The organism is Microbacterium sp. JZ37, assembly GCF_035188445.1.
GTDB lineage: Bacteria > Actinomycetota > Actinomycetes > Actinomycetales > Microbacteriaceae > Microbacterium > Microbacterium barkeri.
Map to the genome: position 1 here is coordinate 2,963,364 of NZ_CP045253.1, position 17,022 is coordinate 2,980,385.

At 70.6% G+C, this 17,022-nt stretch carries 24 protein-coding genes; 14 read left to right on the top strand and 10 right to left on the bottom strand.

The window, feature by feature from the left end:
• Positions 1 to 220 precede the first annotated feature (220 nt).
• Positions 221 to 784, bottom strand: a complete 564-nt coding sequence (locus GC092_RS13715) for a TetR/AcrR family transcriptional regulator (protein WP_324012622.1) — start codon at positions 782 to 784, stop codon at positions 221 to 223.
• 80 nt (positions 785 to 864) lie between these two features.
• Here GC092_RS13715 and GC092_RS13720 point away from each other — a divergent pair, with 80 nt between their 5' ends.
• Positions 865 to 2,364 carry a hypothetical protein gene (locus GC092_RS13720; RefSeq protein ID WP_324012624.1) on the top strand — a complete coding sequence of 500 codons (1,500 nt, stop codon included), beginning with the start codon at positions 865 to 867 and terminating at the stop codon, positions 2,362 to 2,364.
• On the opposite strand, the gene corA is transcribed toward GC092_RS13720, so the two are convergent.
• Complete coding sequence (corA, locus tag GC092_RS13725; protein WP_271174686.1) at positions 2,342 to 3,340, bottom strand: magnesium/cobalt transporter CorA; 999 nt, start codon at positions 3,338 to 3,340, stop codon at positions 2,342 to 2,344. The genes GC092_RS13720 and corA overlap by 23 nt on opposite strands.
• Before the next feature lie 77 nt (positions 3,341 to 3,417).
• Here corA and GC092_RS13730 point away from each other — a divergent pair, with 77 nt between their 5' ends.
• The 4 genes from GC092_RS13730 to GC092_RS13745 all read left to right on the top strand — a co-directional run bounded on the left by GC092_RS13730 (position 3,418) and on the right by GC092_RS13745 (position 6,436).
• The gene (locus GC092_RS13730; RefSeq protein ID WP_324012626.1) at positions 3,418 to 4,338 is read left to right on the top strand and encodes an aldo/keto reductase; all 921 of its coding nucleotides are present in this window, start codon (positions 3,418 to 3,420) and stop codon (positions 4,336 to 4,338) included.
• Between the two features lie 161 nt (positions 4,339 to 4,499).
• On the top strand, positions 4,500 to 4,763 hold the full coding sequence (locus GC092_RS13735; protein WP_271174684.1) for a DUF6458 family protein: 264 nt from the start codon (positions 4,500 to 4,502) through the stop codon (positions 4,761 to 4,763).
• Between the two features lie 6 nt (positions 4,764 to 4,769).
• Positions 4,770 to 5,957, top strand: coding sequence for a serine/threonine-protein kinase (locus GC092_RS13740; protein ID WP_324012629.1), 1,188 nt, complete (start codon positions 4,770 to 4,772; stop codon positions 5,955 to 5,957).
• Positions 5,954 to 6,436, top strand: a complete 483-nt coding sequence (locus GC092_RS13745) for a hypothetical protein (RefSeq protein WP_324012631.1) — start codon at positions 5,954 to 5,956, stop codon at positions 6,434 to 6,436. The genes GC092_RS13740 and GC092_RS13745 overlap by 4 nt, the downstream gene beginning before the upstream one ends.
• A 9-nt stretch (positions 6,437 to 6,445) precedes the next feature.
• On the opposite strand, the gene GC092_RS13750 is transcribed toward GC092_RS13745, so the two are convergent.
• A complete protein-coding gene (locus GC092_RS13750; RefSeq protein ID WP_324012633.1) occupies positions 6,446 to 6,979 on the bottom strand; it encodes a CGNR zinc finger domain-containing protein in 534 nt (177 codons plus the stop codon).
• Positions 6,980 to 7,004: 25 nt separating this feature from the next.
• Here GC092_RS13750 and GC092_RS13755 point away from each other — a divergent pair, with 25 nt between their 5' ends.
• Positions 7,005 to 7,220: a hypothetical protein gene (locus tag GC092_RS13755; RefSeq protein ID WP_324012636.1), complete on the top strand. Its 216-nt coding sequence runs from the start codon at positions 7,005 to 7,007 to the stop codon at positions 7,218 to 7,220.
• On the opposite strand, the gene GC092_RS13760 is transcribed toward GC092_RS13755, so the two are convergent.
• Positions 7,184 to 7,327 (bottom strand): hypothetical protein, encoded by a 144-nt coding sequence (locus GC092_RS13760; protein WP_271174679.1) that lies wholly within the window; start codon positions 7,325 to 7,327, stop codon positions 7,184 to 7,186. The genes GC092_RS13755 and GC092_RS13760 overlap by 37 nt on opposite strands.
• A gap of 161 nt (positions 7,328 to 7,488) precedes the next feature.
• On the opposite strand from GC092_RS13760, the gene GC092_RS13765 reads away from it, so the two are divergent.
• A complete protein-coding gene (locus GC092_RS13765; RefSeq protein WP_282980453.1) occupies positions 7,489 to 7,689 on the top strand; it encodes a hypothetical protein in 201 nt (66 codons plus the stop codon).
• A gap of 36 nt (positions 7,690 to 7,725) precedes the next feature.
• The gene (locus GC092_RS13770; RefSeq protein ID WP_324012638.1) at positions 7,726 to 8,202 is read left to right on the top strand and encodes a hypothetical protein; all 477 of its coding nucleotides are present in this window, start codon (positions 7,726 to 7,728) and stop codon (positions 8,200 to 8,202) included.
• Positions 8,203 to 8,205: 3 nt separating this feature from the next.
• Here the strand turns inward: GC092_RS13770 and GC092_RS13775 are convergent, their stop codons facing one another.
• The 3 genes from GC092_RS13775 to GC092_RS13785 all read right to left on the bottom strand — a co-directional run bounded on the left by GC092_RS13775 (position 8,206) and on the right by GC092_RS13785 (position 9,623).
• Complete coding sequence (locus GC092_RS13775; protein WP_324012639.1) at positions 8,206 to 8,397, bottom strand: hypothetical protein; 192 nt, start codon at positions 8,395 to 8,397, stop codon at positions 8,206 to 8,208.
• 17 nt (positions 8,398 to 8,414) lie between these two features.
• Positions 8,415 to 8,912 carry a pyridoxamine 5'-phosphate oxidase family protein gene (locus GC092_RS13780; protein ID WP_324012640.1) on the bottom strand — a complete coding sequence of 166 codons (498 nt, stop codon included), beginning with the start codon at positions 8,910 to 8,912 and terminating at the stop codon, positions 8,415 to 8,417.
• Between the two features lie 78 nt (positions 8,913 to 8,990).
• Positions 8,991 to 9,623 (bottom strand): TetR/AcrR family transcriptional regulator, encoded by a 633-nt coding sequence (locus tag GC092_RS13785; RefSeq protein ID WP_324012641.1) that lies wholly within the window; start codon positions 9,621 to 9,623, stop codon positions 8,991 to 8,993.
• An 85-nt stretch (positions 9,624 to 9,708) separates the two neighbouring features.
• Here GC092_RS13785 and GC092_RS13790 point away from each other — a divergent pair, with 85 nt between their 5' ends.
• Entirely contained in the window at positions 9,709 to 10,446 is a 738-nt protein-coding gene (locus GC092_RS13790) for an SDR family oxidoreductase (RefSeq protein ID WP_324012642.1), read from the top strand.
• A gap of 24 nt (positions 10,447 to 10,470) precedes the next feature.
• A complete protein-coding gene (locus GC092_RS13795) occupies positions 10,471 to 11,628 on the top strand; it encodes a PQQ-dependent sugar dehydrogenase (RefSeq protein ID WP_324012643.1) in 1,158 nt (385 codons plus the stop codon).
• Here the strand turns inward: GC092_RS13795 and GC092_RS13800 are convergent.
• Positions 11,615 to 12,502, bottom strand: coding sequence for a helix-turn-helix transcriptional regulator (locus GC092_RS13800; protein WP_324012645.1), 888 nt, complete (start codon positions 12,500 to 12,502; stop codon positions 11,615 to 11,617). The two genes, GC092_RS13795 and GC092_RS13800, sit on opposite strands and share 14 nt — an antisense overlap.
• 128 nt (positions 12,503 to 12,630) lie before the next feature.
• Between GC092_RS13800 and GC092_RS13805 the strand changes: the two genes are divergently transcribed.
• From GC092_RS13805 to GC092_RS13815, 3 genes are all read left to right on the top strand, one after another.
• The gene (locus tag GC092_RS13805; protein WP_324012646.1) at positions 12,631 to 13,854 is read left to right on the top strand and encodes a multidrug effflux MFS transporter; all 1,224 of its coding nucleotides are present in this window, start codon (positions 12,631 to 12,633) and stop codon (positions 13,852 to 13,854) included.
• Positions 13,851 to 14,891, top strand: a complete 1,041-nt coding sequence (locus GC092_RS13810; RefSeq protein ID WP_324012648.1) for an SDR family NAD(P)-dependent oxidoreductase — start codon at positions 13,851 to 13,853, stop codon at positions 14,889 to 14,891. Before GC092_RS13805 ends, GC092_RS13810 begins: the two co-directional genes overlap by 4 nt.
• A 160-nt stretch (positions 14,892 to 15,051) precedes the next feature.
• A complete protein-coding gene (locus GC092_RS13815) occupies positions 15,052 to 15,288 on the top strand; it encodes a hypothetical protein (RefSeq protein ID WP_324012651.1) in 237 nt (78 codons plus the stop codon).
• Between the two features lie 151 nt (positions 15,289 to 15,439).
• Here the strand turns inward: GC092_RS13815 and GC092_RS13820 are convergent, their stop codons facing one another.
• Positions 15,440 to 15,697 (bottom strand): hypothetical protein, encoded by a 258-nt coding sequence (locus tag GC092_RS13820; RefSeq protein ID WP_324012653.1) that lies wholly within the window; start codon positions 15,695 to 15,697, stop codon positions 15,440 to 15,442.
• A 330-nt stretch (positions 15,698 to 16,027) separates the two neighbouring features.
• Positions 16,028 to 16,279, bottom strand: coding sequence for a winged helix-turn-helix domain-containing protein (locus GC092_RS13825; protein ID WP_134746320.1), 252 nt, complete (start codon positions 16,277 to 16,279; stop codon positions 16,028 to 16,030).
• 203 nt (positions 16,280 to 16,482) lie between these two features.
• Between GC092_RS13825 and GC092_RS13830 the strand changes: the two genes are divergently transcribed.
• Entirely contained in the window at positions 16,483 to 16,959 is a 477-nt protein-coding gene (locus GC092_RS13830) for a hypothetical protein (RefSeq protein ID WP_324012656.1), read from the top strand.
• The last annotated feature ends 63 nt before the right edge of the window (positions 16,960 to 17,022 follow it).

The following is a 17,022-nucleotide window of genomic DNA, read 5'->3' on the forward strand; positions in this document are numbered from 1 at the left end:
CCCGCGCCCGACGCGCCCGCTCCACCGCCGAACGCGTCACCGCGACCTCCGCCGGAGTGGGCTCCCAACCCACCCCCGCATCCACCCGCGGCATCGTCCTCGACATACCCCCACACTACCCACCCCATCGGACATTCCACCGAACAATCTCGAACTGTGGATAACTTCACATTCGGAGATAGAGACGATGGCGTGACGCCCACGCGACCGTCGACCGGACCTACGCCGCGACCGCCCGGATCGCGCGCGACAGCTCCTCTGCCGACGGAGTGGCCGAGGGGTCCAGCATCCACTGCAGCATCACGCCGTTGATGAGGGCGAGCGCAAGCGAACCCACGGTGCGGGCGTCGTCCGCGGAGACCTCGTTCCGATCGACCTCCAGCACGAGCGCGGCGAGGTCGCGGCGGCTCTCCGCATAGATGCGGAGAAGCTGCCTGCGGACCTCCTCGGCGAACTCCGCCTGGGCGTAGGCCTGAACACTGGCGACGAGGACGCTGCGCTTACCCGGCGCCGCCGCGAGCAGACCGGCGAGGAAGTGCTCGAGGCGTCTCCCCGGGCCGCCGTCGAGGTCGGCGGTCACACTGCTGGCGACGGCATCGCCCCACTCCTCGAAGGTCTCGATGACGGCGGCGTTGAGCAGAGCGTCCTTCGAGCCGAAGTGATATCCGATCGCAGCAAGATTGGCCCCAGTGACGCCCACGATGTCGCGCGCCGTGGTGTGCGCGTACCCGCGCTCGGCCAGGCACTGCTTCGCTCCCGCGAGAAGCGCTTCACGTTGCCCCATTCCTCGAGCATACGGCGCACCCTGTACGGGCGTGCTATACATACGTATAAGACGCACGTATCAAACTCTCGAGGAGCCTCATGTCCGCAGAGCAGACCCCGCCCGTGTCGCCCGACGCCGGCAGCATCGCCGTACCCGTCACGGTGTCGTGGGATGGCGCGTTCCACGTCAACCAGACGGTCCTCACCACGCACCTCTGGGCCGCACCGCCCCTCCGCCGCGAGTCGCCCATCCACGATCGCGCGTTCGCGGCTCTCCGCGATCTGAAGGCCGACTGCGCGCGCTTCCTCCCCTGGTTCTCGCATCCGGTGCTCTCCGTGCCCGCCCTGGAGCCGCCCACCGAGACGACCACCTCATGGGATTTCTCGCACCTCGATCCGTTCGTCGAGGACTTCATGGCCGCGGCCGAGGGGCGACCGGTCGTCGCGAACTTCGCGACCATCCCGCACTGGATGTTCGAGGGCGCCGAGGACGTCGTGGTCTCGCGCGACCGCGATGAGATCCACTGGCAGTACGAGCAGGGATCGGACTTCCGCGACGAGACGCTCGCCGAGGTCGCGGACTACTTCTTCCGACTCGCCAGCTGGTACATCACGGGAGGCTTCACCGACGAGCTCGGCCGCTGGCACGAGTCGGGCCACAGATACCGCTTCGCGTACTGGGAGGTGCTCTGCGAGCCCGACCTCAACCGGCGCATGCCGCCCGAGGTCTACACCCGGCTGTACGACGCCGTGGTCGAGCGGCTGCAGCCCCTGGACCCCGAGATGAAGTTCATCGGCCTGTCCCTCAGTCACGTGCACCACGACCCCGAGTACTTCTGGCACTTCCTCGACGCCGCGAATCACCAGGACGGCATCCCCATCGACGCCTTCTCCTGCCACTTCTATGCGTCGCCGGAGATCGTCAACCCGTTCGGGCCGGAAGGCAACGCCGACCCGAGCACGTGGCGCAGCACCTTCTTCGCGCAGGCCGATGCCTTCGTGGAGAGCGTGGCGTACATCCAGTCCATCGCGCGGCGACTGGCGCCGGGCGCGCGGATGTTCCTCAATGAGATCGGGACGTACCCGGCTGACATCATGAACCCCGCTCCGCAGATCCCCGCGTTCTACTGGGCCCTCAGCGGGACGGTCCACGCCTACCTCTGGGCGCGGCTGCTGCCCATGGGGATCGACTTGCTCGGCATCGCGGAGTTCATGGACTACCCCGGCATGATCCCCGGCACGTCGCTCCTCGACTGGGAGACCGGCGAGCCGAACGCCCGGTATGCCGTGACGCAGCTCCTCCTGCGCCACTTCGCTCCGGGAGATCGCGCTGTTCCGACGTCGACGGGCTACCCCGGATTCCCCGACGCCCGCCTGCATGCGCAGGGCCTCACGCGCCCCGACGGCAGCAGGTCGCTGCTCCTGATCAGCAAGTGGGATGAGCCCATCGAGCTCGATCTGTCGGGCACCGGCATGTCCGGAGCATCCGGCGAGCATGTCCACGTGGGCACGCGCGGCATCGCGAGCTTCTGGTGCGGCGACACGCTGCGCCTCGAGCCGCACGCCACGGTGGTCCTCACATCCACTTCCGCCACTTGAACAGCGCCCACAGGGTGACGCTCGTCGCCGCCATGAGCGCGAGGGCGAGCGGGTATCCCCACGCCCAGTGGAGTTCGGGCATGTGATCGAAGTTCATGCCGTAGATACCGCCGATGAGCGTCGGGCCGAAGAGGATCGCCGCCCACCCCGAGATCTTCTTGACCTGCTCGTTCTGCTGCAGCGACGTCTCGGTCTGCCGCTGCGTGACGATCGTCGCGTGCACCGTGAGCGCGTTGTCGAGGATGGCTCGGAAGGACGCGATGCGGTCGTTGAGACGCAGCACATGATCGTGCACGTCGCGCAGCAGGCGCTGCAGCTCGAGGTCGACACCGTACTTCTCGCCTCCGCGCAGCAGGCCGGCGAGCATGCCGTCGAGCGGCTGCGTGCCGCGCTGGAACGCGATCACCTCGCCGGACAGCTCGTAGATCCGGCGGGAGAGGGATGTCGCGGTGTCGGTGAAGAGCGCGTCCTCGATCTCGTCGATGTCGTTCTCGACGCCGCGCATGACCGGGGTGTACTGGTCGACCACCTCGTCGAGGATGGCGTAGAGCACGGCCTCTGTCCCGCGCGCGAGGAGAGCCGGATCGGCCTCCATCCGCTGCCGGACGCGCGAGAGGTCGGGAGCCTCGCCATGACGGACCGTGAGCACGAAGTCCGGTCCGACGAACACGTGCAGCTCGCCGAACTCGACCGTCTCGGTCTCGTCGATGTACCAGGCGGGCCGCAGCACGAGGAAGAGCGTGTCGCCGTAGCGCTCGAGCTTCGCGCGCTGGTGCCCCTTGCGCGCATCCTCCACGGCGAGCGCGTGCAGCTCGAACTCGGCCGCGACGGTCATCAGCTCGTCGTCGGTCGGGCGCAGCAGGCCGATCCAGCCCATCCCCTTCTGGTCGCGCATGTACTCGAAGGTCTGGTCGAGGCTCGCCGGGTCGGCGATGCGCCGCCCGTCGACGTAGACGGCGTTGTCGATGATGGGCACGAGTCCATTGTGGGCGGCAGACATCCGCGGACCCGTGCGCCATGCTGGTGGGGACACCTGCGACCGATGGAGGCCCCATGTCATCCCTGCTCGACCCCCGCCCGCTCGGCGCGACTCCTCTCGTCGTGAGCCCCGTGACGCTCGGCGCCTCGTCGCTGGGCGATCCGCAGCGCTCGGCCTCCGACCCGCTCGAGGTCGCCGAGGCGATGCTGTCCTCCCGCTTCGCGGTCGTCGACACATCGAACAACTACGCGGGCGGCGAGAGCGAGCGGGTGCTCGGGCGGGCGCTGGATGCCCGGGGCGGGCTCGCGGATGGCCACAGCATCGTCACGAAGGTCGACGTCGGGAAGGACGGACGATTCGACCGCGACCGCGTGTGGCGCTCGTTCGAGGAGAGCGTCGAGAAGCTCGGGCTCGAGCGGTTCCCGCTCGTGCACCTCCACGACCCGTGGGCCGTCACGGTGGAGGAGGCGCTCGCTCCCGGCGGAGCAGTCCAGGGGATGATCGAGCTGCGCGAGCAGGGTCGGGCCGGGGCGATCGGCATCGCCGTCGGCGAGATCAGCCTCGAGAAGGCGTATGTCGGGACGGGCATCTTCGACGCCGTCCTCACCCACAACCGCATGACGATCGTCGACCGCAGCGCCGAGGAGCTCATCGCGGAGGCCAACGAGCGCGGCATGGGCGTCTTCAACGCCGCGCCGTTCGGCGGCGGGCTTCTCGCCGGAACGTCGACGAGCTACGCGTATCGCGAGGCGCCCGCCGATCTGCTCGCGTGGCTCGCCCGGGTCCGCGAGCTCTGCGCGGAATGGAAGCTCTCGGTCCCGGCCGCCGCGCTCCACTTCTCCCTGCGTCATCCCGGCGTCCACTCGACGGTCGTGGGAGTCGGCCGGCCCGAGCGCATCGCCGAGCTCGAGGAGCTCTGCGCGACGCACGTGCCGGACGAGTTCTGGCCCGAGCTCGAGAAGCTCGGCACGCCGCCGTCGACCGTCGAGGACTGATGCCCGGCGCGCACGGCTACCGTCCCGGCGCTTTCGTGTCAACCGCGAGACGCCAGGACGACGCGGACGGTACACCTGAAGGAACCCGCTGACGCGGTGACGAGCCGCCCGAGCCCGTCCGTCAGCGGCCGCAGGGCCCAGCGCCTGGAAGGAGCACGACCATGGGAATCGGATCCGGAATCGCCCTCATCGCGATCGGCGCGATCATCGCTTTCGCCATCAACGTGGACCTCGGCGGAGCGGTCGACCTCACCCTCATCGGGTACATCCTCATGGCGGCCGGTGCCGTCGTCTTCCTCATCAGCCTCGTCCTCATGCTCCGTCGCCGCAGCGCGGTCTCCACTCAGCGCACGGCGGTCGACCCGGCCAGCGGCGAGCAGATCACGACGCGGCGGACGACGGACAACGGAGAGCCGCTCGCCTGAGCGCGCATGTCCGACCTCCTCGACGAGCCCGTCACGGGAGAGGTGCTCGACGGCCGCTATCGGCTCATCGCGCGCGTGGGCGCCGGCGGCATGGCCACCGTCTACCGCGCGCGCGATGAGCTGCTCGGCCGCGACGTCGCCGTCAAGCTCTTCCGCCCGATGCCGGATGATCCGCAGTCGCGACAGCGTCGGCTCGCGGAGACCCGCCTGCTCGCAGCCCTGAACCATCCGTCCCTCGTCACGCTGTTCGACGCGCATGTCGACGAGGACGACCATCCGTACCTCGTGATGGAGTACGTCGAAGGGCCGACCCTGCGCGATCGGATGGCCGCAGCCCCGCTCTCGGGGCGGGAGGTCGCCGAGACCGCGGTCGCGCTCGCCGACGCTCTCGCCGTCGTCCACGACGCCGGCATCGTCCACCGCGACGTGAAGCCGTCGAACGTGCTCATGCGGGCGCCGAAGCTGCCGGGCATCACGAGCGCGGCGACGCTGGCCGACTTCGGGATCGCCTACCTGCTCGACTCGAGCCGCATCACGACGCCGGGAACGACGATCGGGACGGCCGCGTACCTCTCCCCTGAGCAGGTCCGCGGCATGCAGCCGGCCCCCGCATCCGACATCTACTCGCTCGGGCTCATGCTGCTCGAGCTCCTCATCGGCCGCCATCCCTTCCCCTCGGGCACGGCGCAGGAGCTGTTCGCCTCGCGCATCGCGGGCGAGCCGGAGATGCCCGACGAGCTCGATCCGCGATGGCGCGTCCTGCTCACCGCGATGACCGACCGCGACCCGGCGCGGCGCCCCACGGCGCGCGAGGTCGCCGCGACCGCGCGGGAGATCGCGGCCGACCCGAGCGAGCCGCTCACGCCGCGGTCGGCCGCCGTCCACGAGCAGGAGACGCGACCGTTCCCCGTCGCGCAGGCGACCGCGCCCCTGCCATCCCGCCCTGCGCCGACCGCCGCGATCCCGCTGGGCACGCTCCAGCCGCCGGCCGTGGCCGCGGCTCCCCGCCGGCGCCATCGGCGCATCCTCGCGATGGTCGCGGTGATGACGGCGGTCGCCCTCATCGCGCTCGCGCTGGCACTCGGCGCGCCGACGATGTTCCCGCAGGAGGAACCCGCGCCGCCCGCCCTGCCCGCGCTCGACGAGCCCCTGCGCGGCCATCTCGACGACCTCATGGAGGCGGTCACGCCATGAGGCGCTTCCTGCTCCCCACCCTGATCGTCTCGGCCGTCGTCCTGACCGGCTGCGCGCCGTCCGACACCCCGACCGCCGCGTTCCAGGACGCCGTGGCGACGGTCGCCGAGCAGGCCGCGGACGGCGACGCCGCGGGGGCGCTCGCCTCTCTCGACAGGCTCGAGGCCGACGTCAACGAGGCCCTTGTGGACGGGCGGATCGACGCGGCGCGCGCCGTCGCCATCCGGGAGGCGATCGACGCCGTCCGCGCCGACCTCGAGCGGCTCGCCGAGCCGTCTCCGACGCCGACTCCGAGCGAGGAGCCGGTTGTCCTCCCGTCAGACCCGCCTGCCGAGGACGGCGCCGGCGATGACGGAGAGGGCGGTGAAGGCGAGGGCAACGGCGACCCCGGGAACGGGAACGGCGGCCAGGGCAACGGCGGGCAGGGCAACGGGAATCAGGGCGGCGGGAACGGCGGCCAGGGCAACGGCAAGAAGTAGTCTCGACGCTCACCGGAGCCGGGCGCGATGGCGGCGCACGGCGTCGCGGTTCGCGCAGCGGACGGAGCAGTAGCGCTGCCGGCCGTTCCGGGTGATGTCGACGACGACGTTGCGGCACGGATCGCCGGGCGCGCGGCCCGCGGCGCACCGCCCGAGCCGGGTCATCCCGCGGGTCGTCAGGTGCAGAGCGGTCCCGACGGAGATGACGGCGAGCAGCACGTGCGCGAGCGACTGGTCGTCGTCGCGGTAGTGGAGGTGCCATCCCTCGCCGTCATGGTCGGTCAGACGCGGGTACGCGGTCGCCTCCTTCATGAGCCCGTTCAGCAGACGGGCGCGCTCATCCGGCGAATCCGCGTCGACCACCGCGAGCCAGCGGTCGATCACCTCGCGCGTCGCGGCGTGGTCATCGGCGCGCTCGGGAAACGGCATCGTCATCCCGAAGTCGCGCGTGCGGCTCTCGATGCCCGCACGATCGTGCGGCCATGCGTTCGCGAGTGACGCCGCGAGGAGCACCGCGTACTCACCGTAAGGGTTGAGATGCACAAGAGCATTACATCACGCTGGTCGCATGACCTCCCCGCGCAGCCAGCCCCTCGTCGACCTCGCGACCGCGCGCACGTGCGAGCACGGATGGCGCACGGAGTCGCGCCATCCGACGTCCGAGGGCGTCGTCCTCTACGTCCGCTGCACGCGGTGCGGCGCCCGACGTGTCGACCTGCTCACCCCGGGCGCCGTCGTGCCGACCGCTCAGACCTCTTCGTCGCGGTCGACGTCGGTGTACTGACCGGGCTCCTCGATGACCCGGTCGGGCCGCCGCTCGCCGTCCGGCTCCTCGACGTCGGTGTACTCGCCCTCGTCCTCCTGGCGCTTGATCTCGTCTTCCCTGCCCATGGTGTCCTCCTCGTCGGGTCCTCTCCACCCTGCGGGAGGCGACCGGGCGACGTCATCCCCTTGCGCCGCGGGCCGTCTGGCGATAACAGGAAGGCGTTCCCGCGCATCCCGGGCTTGTCAACGCCCTCGCGCCATCCGCCCGCCCGCGCGAGGATCGCGACATGAGCGCAGAAGAGAAGAAGACGTCCGATTCCGACCTCGCGCGGGAGAACGCCGTGAGCGACCCCGACCGACTCCCCGACGAGGGCGCGCCCGGGCTCGGCTCGAGCGACGGCGAGGTGCCGCCCGATGCCATCCGCGGCCCCGGGCGCGACGATGCGGAGGACGATGACGACCGGGTGGAGGTCGAGGACCTCCCCTGACATCGACGGCGGCGGGGGCCGTGTGAGGATCGAGGCATGGCGTCTCGACACGGCCCCCTCACCGCGACCCCCGACGGCCTCGCGATCGGCGACGTCGCCGCGCTCCACGTCCGGCTCCGCGCCGACGGGGTCGCAGAGTGCGTCGGCGACGCACCAAGGGCCGTGCTGCCATGGTCGGACATCCGCGCCCTGCGTTTCAGCCCGCCCACCACGATCTGGCCGTGGCCGGGAATGCAGGAGACGGTCGGCTCGCTGCTGCTCGCCGTGCTCGGCGACGTCAGCCCGCTGGGCGAGGTCGAGCGGTATCCGGTCGTCCTCACGGTCACCTCGGGCGACGAGGTGACGTGGGAGGTCGACCCGCACTACATCGCTGGCTACCGGCGGTCGCACGTGCGCTCGGCGCAGCGCATCGTCGAGGTGCTGACCTCGTCCGCCGAGTCTCGCGCCCTGCTGAGACATCCCGCCGACGCGCTCACGCGGCTCGCCGCCGTGGGGCGCCGAGCCGCGTGGTGAGGACTACTCCTCCTCGCCCGGGATCTCCGCGTCGATGACGCCGATGCCGACCGCGTGGTGGCTCGGCTCCCCCTCCTGCGGCTGAGGTGCCTTGGGCTCCTCACCCGGGTCCTTCTCCGTGCTGGGGTCGTCCAGGATGGTGTCGGCCGCCTCCTCGTCGACGCTCCCCTCGGGCTGGCTCTGGGCATCCGCCATGATGTGCTCCTCTCGATTCAGAGTTCGACGGCGCGGTTCTCGCCGACGTCGGGCTGCGTGCGCGTCACGACGGCCTTCGCGATCTTGAACGCCGACACGATGCCGGGCTCATCCGTCGCCCAGTACTCGGCGGACTCTGCGCGCACGCGGATGAGCGCGACGGTCGGATCCTCCCGCCCCTCGGGGAACCAGGCTTCGACCGCGGGGGTCCAGTACTCGTCCGCCTTCGCCCGGTCGTGCACGACCTCCGCGGTGCCGGCGACCGAGAGGTAGCCCTTGCCCGATTCGAACGCGACGTTCACGGCGGGGTGCACGGCGATGTCGCGCACCTTCTCGCTCGGGTCCTGGGTGAAGAACCAGAGGTCGCCGTCGAACTCGACGTCCTGCGCGGCGAGCGGGCGGCTGTGCAACTGCCCCTCGGGACTGGTGGTCGTGAGCAGCCCGATCTTGGCGGACCTCACGATCCCGGCGATGCGGGCGAGGTCCTCGTCGGTCGCGTGCGGCGTCTCCTGCATGTGGTCCTCCGTCGTCTCGAGGTGGGATCACGTGCGACGCTACGCGCGCGGGTCGCCGGGCGCACTCGGTTGACAGGGTCACCGGGCTGTGGCATCGGGCCTGGCCGCGCCGAAGAGCGCCTGGTCGACGAGGCGAGGAACGATCTCCTCGTCCAGCGGCACCTTGAGCACGAGGAGCCGGTGATAGCACGCACCCCAGAGCTGGTCCACGATGACGTCGAGGTCGACGTCGGGCCGGAGCTGGCCCCGCTGCTGAGCACTCTGCAGCCGCTTGCGCGCGAGCTCTCTCCGCGGGCGAGCGTAGCTCTCAGCCCACGCCGTTGCGACGTCCGGATCCCGCTGCGCCGCCCCGATGAGCTCCGAGACCGGGGCGGCCGCGCCACCCGTCAGCCACCGCACGAACGCCGTCAGCTGGGCGACGAGGTCCTCGCGCACGTCGCCCGTATCCGGGAAGTCGAGCACCGGGGCGCTCTGCGCGAAGTACGCCTCCGCCGCGAGCGCGCCCGGCGACGGCCACCACTTGTACAGCGTCATCCTGCTCGCGCCGGATTCGTCCGCGATGCGGCCGAACGTCACGGCCGACAGTCCCTCGCCGAGAAGGACGCGACCGGTCGCGGCGAGCACCTCCGCACGTACCTCGGCGGCGGGGCGACGACCTCGCCCGCGCCGCGGCGTCGCCGGCGTCTGCGGCGTGTTCGCCTCATCTCGCATCGTCCGAGAATACATCTGGACCCTCTGTCCATTTCCTCCGCGACACGGTAATGTACACAATGTCCATATAAGGAACGGAGTCTTCATGAACAGCATCAGCGACCGTGTGGCCATCGTCACGGGCGGCTCAGGCGGCATCGGCGGTCTCGCTGCTCGGCGCCTCGCCTCCGAGGGCATGGACGTCGTCGTGCACTACGGCAGCAACCGGGAGGGTGCCGACGAGGTCGTCGCGGCGATCGAGGCCGCCGGCGGGCGCGCCATCGCCGCCTCGGCGGACATCGCCGAGGAAGCCGAGGCGAAGGCGCTCTTCGACCTCGCGGAGAAGGAGTTCGGCGGCGTGGACGTCCTCGTGCACACCGCCGGGATCATGCCGCTGTCGCCGCTCGAGCAGCTCGACCTCGAGGTCTTCGACCGCGTCCAGCGGGTCAACGTGCGCGGCACCTTCGTCGTCGACCAGCTCGCCGCTCAGCGCATCCGCCGCGGCGGCGCGATCATCAACTTCTCGACATCGATCACGCGGCTCCAGTACCCGGCCTACGCTGCCTACGCGGCGTCGAAAGGGGCGGTCGAGGCCATCACGCTGATCCTCGCCCGCGAGCTGCGGGGTCGGGACATCACCGTGAACGCGATCGCGCCGGGCCCGACGGCGACGCCCCTGTTCTTCGAGGGCAAGAGCCAGGAGCTCATCGACCAGATCGCCGGCGGCAACCCGTTCCAGCGGCTCGGCACGCCGGAGGACATCGCCGAGGCGGTGGCCTTCCTCGCCGGCCCCGCCCGGTGGGTCAACGGGCAGAACATCTTCGTCAACGGCGGCGCCGCCTGAGCCGCCGTCGAGGAGAGAAGACGCATGAACACCCGACGCCGGGTCCGCGCGACGAGGGCGCTTCCCGCCGCCGCCCTGGCTCTCGTGCTCGGCATGCTGACCGCGTGCACGGGCACGGCAGACGCCGACGATGCGGATGGCTCAGCTCGGCCGAGCCGGCCCGCTGCGGCACCCGACAGGGCCGCCATCGCCACCCTGTCCGATCCTGTCGAGCTCACCACCGGACTGCGCTCTCCATGGGGACTGACGTTCCTGCCCGACGGGTCCGCCCTCGTCACCGAGCGACTCACCGCGCGGATCCTCCGCATCCCGGCAGGGGGCGGGCCGGCGCAGCCCGTCGGCGTCGTCCCCGACGTCGAGGTCTCGTCGGAGGGGGGCCTCCTCGGCATCGTCGCGTCGCCGACGTTCGAACAGGACCGCACCGTCTTCGTCTACCGGTCCGGGGCCGATGAGAATCAGGTCGTCGCGGTGAGGGTGGCCGACGACTGGCGCTCCCTGAGCGTCGAGCGCGTGCTCCTCGACGGCATCGAGACCGCCGACCGGCATCACGGCGGTCGGATCGCGATCGGCCCCGACGGGCACCTCTGGATCGGCACCGGCGACGCGTTCGAGCCCGAGAACGCCGCGACGGCCGACTCGCTCAACGGCAAGATCCTGCGCATCGCGGTGGACGGGAGCATCCCAGAGGACAATCCGCGGGACTCCCTCATCTACTCCTCGGGCCATCGCAACGTCCAGGGAATCGTCTTCGGCCCCGATGGCACGGCCTATGCCACGGAGCTCGGCCACCGCACGTGGGACGAGGTCAACGTCCTGCGCGCCGGCGCGGACTACGGCTGGCCGGAGACGGAGGGCATCGCGGGGGACACAGGAGAGCCGCCGATCACGACGATCCACCCCGACGAGGCGAGTCCATCCGGCGTCGCCTACGCGGGCGGATCGCTCTGGATCGGGGCGCTCGGCGGGCAGCGGCTCTGGCAGCTGCCCGTCGAAGGCGGCAGGGCCGCGGCCGAGCCGATCGCCCATCTCGTCGAGGAATACGGCCGCATCCGCACGGTCGAGGCCGCACCCGACGGCTCGCTGTGGCTGATCACGTCGAACACGGACGGCGCGACGTGGGGCGGCACCGAGCCGCGACCCGGCGACGACCGCATCCTGAGGGTCGAGGTCAGCGCTCGCTGAGCCCGTTCGACGCCACCGCGCTGCGGCTCAGCCCAGCGCGGTGGCGTCGAACCTCTGAGTGCCGATCACGGCGAGCAGCTCGAGCTTCTCGCCCGCGTCGCTCCCCTCGGCCGGGAAGAACACGCGCAGGCGGATGTCCGTCTCGGCGCTCAGCACGGCCTCGCAGGTCAGCGCGATCTCGCCGATGCTCGGAACAAGGAAAGGTCTTCCGGTCGAAGCGGCGCACGGCGACGTCATGCCGCTCCCACAGCCGGCGGAACTCCTCGCTCTCCTGGAGGCTCCGGATGAGCCGCCGCACATCGGCATCGCCGCCGCGGCGGGCAGAGGTCGCGCGCAGGTCGGCCACGTGAGCCGCGGAGTGCCGCTCCCAGTCCTCCCGCGGGAAGATCGCCCGCGTCTCCGGCCGCATGAACCACTGCCAGGTCACGCTCGCCTCGACTCCCGGCGACTGATTCCTCGGCCCCACGAGCGCCGCCGCGAGGCGGTTCTGCCACAGCACGACCTCGAGATCGGTCGCGATCAGCACGGGGACATCGGCGAGGCGATCGGCGAGGCGGAGCAGCCCCGGGCTGATGTGATGTCCTCCTCGCTGAGAAGGCGCGAAGCCGGCGAGGCGGAGAAGGTAGTCGCGCTCGTCCACGTCGAGACGCAGCGCCCGCGCGAGCGACGCGATGATGGGCTCCGACGGATGGGGCCCGCGCGCCTGCTCGATCCGCGCGTAGTAGTCGCTCGAGATGCCCGCGAGCTGGGCGACCTCCTCGCGCCGAAGGCCGGGCGCCCGACGCCGCACGCCGTCGGCCAGACCGACGTCGGCGGGGCGCAGCTGATCCCGACGACGGCGGAGGAAGGCGGCGAGCCCGGCGCGGTCGATCATGACCCCAGTATCGTTCGCGCGCTCTGAGCCATCCAGGGACGGGTCGTCCCTGGATGAAGCGGGCCTTCCTGCATCCCGGAGCGCCCGCGACCGTGGAGGCACCGCACCGAAATCAGATGGGAGCCGTGATGTCCCCGCCGGATGTCTCCACACGCCAGGGCTCTGCCCGCGTGATCGCGGTGCTGGGCGCGCTCGTCGCGCTCGGCCCGCTCACGATCGACATGTACCTGCCCGCGCTGCCGCGCGTCGTCTCCGACCTCGGAGCGTCTGACGCCCTCGTCCAGCTCACTCTCACCGGGACCCTGCTGGGCCTCGGGCTCGGTCAGCTCGCCATCGGCCCGCTGTCCGACGCCCTCGGGCGCCGTCGTCCGCTCCTCGCCGGCGTCGCCGTGCACGTCATCGCTTCCGCGCTCACCGCGTGCGCCGCCGACCTCGCCGCGATGGGCGCGCTGCGCATCCTGCAGGGGCTCGGCGCCGCGGCGGCGACGGTCGTCGCCATGGCGATCGTCCGCGACCTCTTCGACGGGCACCGGGCGGCCGCAGCCGTCTCCCGCCTCATGTTGGTGATGGGCGTCGCGCCCATCCTCGCGCCGACGCTCGGGAGCGCCGTGCTGGTCGTCGGCGATTGGCGGTGGGTGTTCGCTGTCCTCGCCGTGCTCGGGATCGGCGTCATCGTGCTCGCCGCTCTCGCCCTCCCGGAGACCCTCCCTCCCGCACGGCGGCGCACGCTCGGCATCCGGCAGGTGCTCGCGTCGTACCGGGCGGTCGTCGACGATCCGCACTTCCGACCGCTCGTCGCCACGACGGCGCTGAGCTTCGCGGCGATGTTCGCGTTCGTCGCGGGCTCGTCCTTCGTCCTGCAGGGGCAGTACGGCATGGACGAGCAGCAGTTCAGCGCGATCTTCGGCTCCTGCGCTGTCGTGATGGTCGCGAGCTCCCAGGTGAACCCCGTGCTGCTGCGGCATCACCGACCCGAGCGCATCGCCGCCGCCGGACTCGCGGCCGTCCTCGTCGCCGGCGTCGTGCTCATCACCCTGCAGCTGCTCCAGGTGGGCGGTGTCCTCGGCTTCCTGCTCCCCGTCGCCGTGATGCTCGCCGGCGGATGGCTCGTCATCCCGAACACGACGGCGGCCGCCCTCTCGCGCCACGGCGAGGCGGCAGGCACCGCCGCCGCCGTCATCGGCGCGGCGCAGTTCACCTGCGGCGCGCTCACGGCACCCGCGGTCGGAACCCTCGGCGGCGATGGACTCGCGACCGCCGTGGTGATGTCGGCGGCGGTCGCGCTGGCCGCCGTCGCGCTGACCCGCGCCCTCCTCCCCCTCCCCGCACTCACGACAGGAGAACTCTCATGACCAGCACCCAGCACCCCATCGGAACCGGCTTCTCACCCGCCTCCACCGCCGAGGAGGTCGCCGTGGGCATCGACCTCGCCGGGAAGAACGTCATCATCACCGGCGGGCACCAGGGCCTCGGCCGCGAGGCGACCCGCGTCCTCAGCGCAGCAGGAGCATCCGTCACGGTGGCTGCACGCGATCCGGAGCGCGCCGCCGTCGCGCTCGAGGGCATCGCCCGCGTCGAGACCGCGCAGTTCGACCTGCTGGACCCGGCCTCGATCGACGCCTTCGTCGCCGGCTTCCTCGGGTCGGGTCGTCCGCTCCACATCCTGATCAACAACGCCGGGATCATGGCCGGCCCGCTCGTGCGCGACGCGCGCGGCTACGAGGCGAATCTCGCCACGAACCACCTCGGCCACTTCCAGCTCACGATCGGCCTCCTCCCCGCGCTGCGGGCAGCGGCCGGCGCCCGCGTGGTGAACATGACCTCCGGCGCCCACCGGCTCACGGGCATCCGCTTCGAGGATCCGAACTTCCTCGTCGACGACTACGACGGGCACGTCGCCTACGGCCAGTCGAAGACCGCCAATGTGCTGTTCGCCGTCGAGCTCGACCGCCGGTGGGCGGAGGTCGGCATCCGCGGCTACGCCGTGCACCCCGGCATCATCGTCGGCACGTCCCTCGGGCCGGCGCGCGCAGTCGGCGAGCGCATCGAGGCCCCGCAGGAGCTCCAGCGCGCGCAGGGCCTGATCGACGCGGAAGGGCGGCCGGTGATCGCGCCGGAGCACGGACTCAAGACCGTCGCGCAGGGTGCGAGCACCATGGTGTTCGCGGCGACGAGTCCCCTGCTCGAGGGCATCGGGGGCGTCTACCTCAAGGACAACGACATCTCCGCGGTCGACGCAACGCCGATGTCCGTCGCGTTCGACGGCCCGCCGCCCACCGATGTCGCGCCGCACGCGATCGATCCCGATGCCGCTCGACGGCTGTGGCACCTGAGCGAGGAGCTGCTGACCGCAGGCGGTGGCGCCGAGTCGGCGCCTGCTGCGCACTAGGGCGTGTCTCATAACCGTTTGAGCCAGATGGTGATCGCCCGCAGTACGGGAGCGGTGGAGAGCCGAACCGCGGATCGCGCCGGCGAGGTGGTCCGCGAGCGACCCCGCCACGATCTCGTCGTCCGTCACAAGGTCCTGGCGGCGGAGCAGACGCTGGCGAGTGGATGCGGGAGTCGGGCAGCAGGAAGTGGGGCGTCGTCGCCTCTTCGTGCTCGCCGTGGCCGAGCATCATGTGGGCGAGTTCGTGGAGCACGAACTGCTGCCGATGCAACGCCGACTCACTTCGCGCGTGAAGGACGAGGTCCTCGGTATCCGTCATCAACCACAACGCGCAGATGCCGTCCTGGTCGCTCAGATTCGCGAGTTCCACGATCCGAATCGGGCGCTGTCTGCGTAGTTACAACGCGCCGACGAGGTTGTCGAATGAGAAAGCCTCGCCGAGCGCGAGCTCTGCCATGGCCGTCGACACGGTCGCTTCGATGTTCACGGTTCCACTCCTTCCGCATCCATCCGACCCGTCGCAGCGCACGCACCCGCCGGGCCAGCCGCTATCTGTTCGCCACTTCCTTGTCCAGGAATCGACTGATCGCCTCGAGCGCCTCTGGTGAGATGTTGCCGAGCGTTCGCACCGCGTACGACTTCACCTTCTCGGCCCGCATCGACCGGACAAGATCAAGCTGCGCCCTGACCTTCGCCGGCATCGGCGCGTCGTCCCCGTCGGCAAGGAATGCGGCGTCGACGTCGAAGAACTCAGCGAGTACCTCGAAGAGCGGACGGTCCTGCACATAGCGGTGCCCGTTGACCATGTAGGTCCATCGAGACCGGGACAGGTTGACGCCCCGGTCGCGCGAACGCGGCGATCTGGGAGTACGTCGGCTCAGCTCCCGTCTCGGCAATGGCAACGTCAAGCAGCAGGCGCAACCGCCTGGCCAGGCCCTCGGCCGCGGCCTTGCTCTCATCTTCTGTCATGTTCCCCTGCCCATCCTCCGCCTTCGGGTAAGGCTCGGTTGGGTCCCGCCCGCGTTTGAGCATGCTCAACGCGAGGGGTGGATACGACGACATCGCCGAGCGGGGTCGACATGCCAGACCTCCGTGACCGCATGCCAGACCGGCGCGGCCGAGATCACACGACCTGGCTAGAACTCGCCCAGCACCTGCTCCAGCCGCATCACCATCTCGGTGACCTGAGCATCGTCGACGATGTACCGGACGCGCTGTCCGCGGGTCGCGACATCACGCGGCGGATCAGCAATGATCAGGCCCGCGTCGAGCAGCCTCTCGAGCCCGTTGTAGACGGTGAGCGCGGGGATCTCGAGCGCGTCGGCGATCTCACCCCTGGTCTGGCCAGGGTTCTTCCGCAGGTGACCGATGATCGTCGCCTGCATCATGTTCCCGAGAGCCTTGATCGGATCCTCCGCGAAATCACTGTTCGCGGGGCGAGCGTAACGGGGCACCGCCCCAGTCTGACGCATGCGAGATTCACTCGTCCATGGAACGGAAGCGAAAAACGCTTCCCCTTCGCTAGGGTAGTGTTATATGCTTCCCTCATGTCAAGGCCGTCAGGAGCCACGGGAAGCGCGCGAGGCAGCTAATGTCGCGCCCTCGAACTCCCGCGCGCCGGGGTGCTATCTGGGCTGTTGTCGGCGGCATCATCGTCGTCGCCGCGATCGCGGCGATCATCCTCTCGGCCGTCACGGCACAGGCGCCGACCACCGAACCCTCTCCGAGCAGCGATCCCCGCGAGACGTCCGCCCCGCCCGCGACGGCGCCTCCCACCGGCGAATACGTCGACGACACGGCGTCCGAGGAGGGCTGGGCACCCGAGCCGATCACGACCGACCCTGAGGACTACGTGCGCGCGGCGCTGGCGACTGCCTCCACGTTCGACACCCAGCTGACCACTCGACAAGAGTGGCTCGCGTACCTCGACACCTGGTTTACGCACGACACCCGCTACACGTCCGAGGCGGACCGCGAAGAGGACATGCGCGCCTCGCAACTCGAACTGCGCCAGGGCGTCGTGCTCCCCGAGGACAGTGCCTGCGTGCATCGCGAGGGGACAGGTTGAGTGGCTCGTGAGCGAGTCCGGCGAGCTACCCTAGACCTATCCCCAACTCCGACGGAGGGAGCC

Excerpts from the sequence above, each read along its gene's own strand:
- GC092_RS13715 (WP_324012622.1), bottom strand. The coding sequence starts at position 784 with ATGGGGCAACGTGAAGCGCTTCTCGCGGGAGCGAAGCAGTGCCTGGCC.
- GC092_RS13720 (WP_324012624.1), top strand. The coding sequence starts at position 865 with ATGTCCGCAGAGCAGACCCCGCCCGTGTCGCCCGACGCCGGCAGCATC.
- GC092_RS13730 (WP_324012626.1), top strand. The coding sequence starts at position 3,418 with ATGTCATCCCTGCTCGACCCCCGCCCGCTCGGCGCGACTCCTCTCGTC.
- GC092_RS13735 (WP_271174684.1), top strand. The coding sequence starts at position 4,500 with ATGGGAATCGGATCCGGAATCGCCCTCATCGCGATCGGCGCGATCATC.
- GC092_RS13740 (WP_324012629.1), top strand. The coding sequence starts at position 4,770 with ATGTCCGACCTCCTCGACGAGCCCGTCACGGGAGAGGTGCTCGACGGC.
- GC092_RS13745 (WP_324012631.1), top strand. The coding sequence starts at position 5,954 with ATGAGGCGCTTCCTGCTCCCCACCCTGATCGTCTCGGCCGTCGTCCTG.
- GC092_RS13755 (WP_324012636.1), top strand. The coding sequence starts at position 7,005 with ATGACCTCCCCGCGCAGCCAGCCCCTCGTCGACCTCGCGACCGCGCGC.
- GC092_RS13760 (WP_271174679.1), bottom strand. The coding sequence starts at position 7,327 with ATGGGCAGGGAAGACGAGATCAAGCGCCAGGAGGACGAGGGCGAGTAC.
- GC092_RS13765 (WP_282980453.1), top strand. The coding sequence starts at position 7,489 with ATGAGCGCAGAAGAGAAGAAGACGTCCGATTCCGACCTCGCGCGGGAG.
- GC092_RS13770 (WP_324012638.1), top strand. The coding sequence starts at position 7,726 with ATGGCGTCTCGACACGGCCCCCTCACCGCGACCCCCGACGGCCTCGCG.
- GC092_RS13775 (WP_324012639.1), bottom strand. The coding sequence starts at position 8,397 with ATGGCGGATGCCCAGAGCCAGCCCGAGGGGAGCGTCGACGAGGAGGCG.
- GC092_RS13780 (WP_324012640.1), bottom strand. The coding sequence starts at position 8,912 with ATGCAGGAGACGCCGCACGCGACCGACGAGGACCTCGCCCGCATCGCC.
- GC092_RS13785 (WP_324012641.1), bottom strand. The coding sequence starts at position 9,623 with ATGCGAGATGAGGCGAACACGCCGCAGACGCCGGCGACGCCGCGGCGC.
- GC092_RS13790 (WP_324012642.1), top strand. The coding sequence starts at position 9,709 with ATGAACAGCATCAGCGACCGTGTGGCCATCGTCACGGGCGGCTCAGGC.
- GC092_RS13795 (WP_324012643.1), top strand. The coding sequence starts at position 10,471 with ATGAACACCCGACGCCGGGTCCGCGCGACGAGGGCGCTTCCCGCCGCC.
- GC092_RS13800 (WP_324012645.1), bottom strand. The coding sequence starts at position 12,502 with ATGATCGACCGCGCCGGGCTCGCCGCCTTCCTCCGCCGTCGTCGGGAT.
- GC092_RS13805 (WP_324012646.1), top strand. The coding sequence starts at position 12,631 with ATGTCCCCGCCGGATGTCTCCACACGCCAGGGCTCTGCCCGCGTGATC.
- GC092_RS13810 (WP_324012648.1), top strand. The coding sequence starts at position 13,851 with ATGACCAGCACCCAGCACCCCATCGGAACCGGCTTCTCACCCGCCTCC.
- GC092_RS13820 (WP_324012653.1), bottom strand. The coding sequence starts at position 15,697 with ATGGTCAACGGGCACCGCTATGTGCAGGACCGTCCGCTCTTCGAGGTA.
- GC092_RS13825 (WP_134746320.1), bottom strand. The coding sequence starts at position 16,279 with ATGATGCAGGCGACGATCATCGGTCACCTGCGGAAGAACCCTGGCCAG.
- GC092_RS13830 (WP_324012656.1), top strand. The coding sequence starts at position 16,483 with ATGTCGCGCCCTCGAACTCCCGCGCGCCGGGGTGCTATCTGGGCTGTT.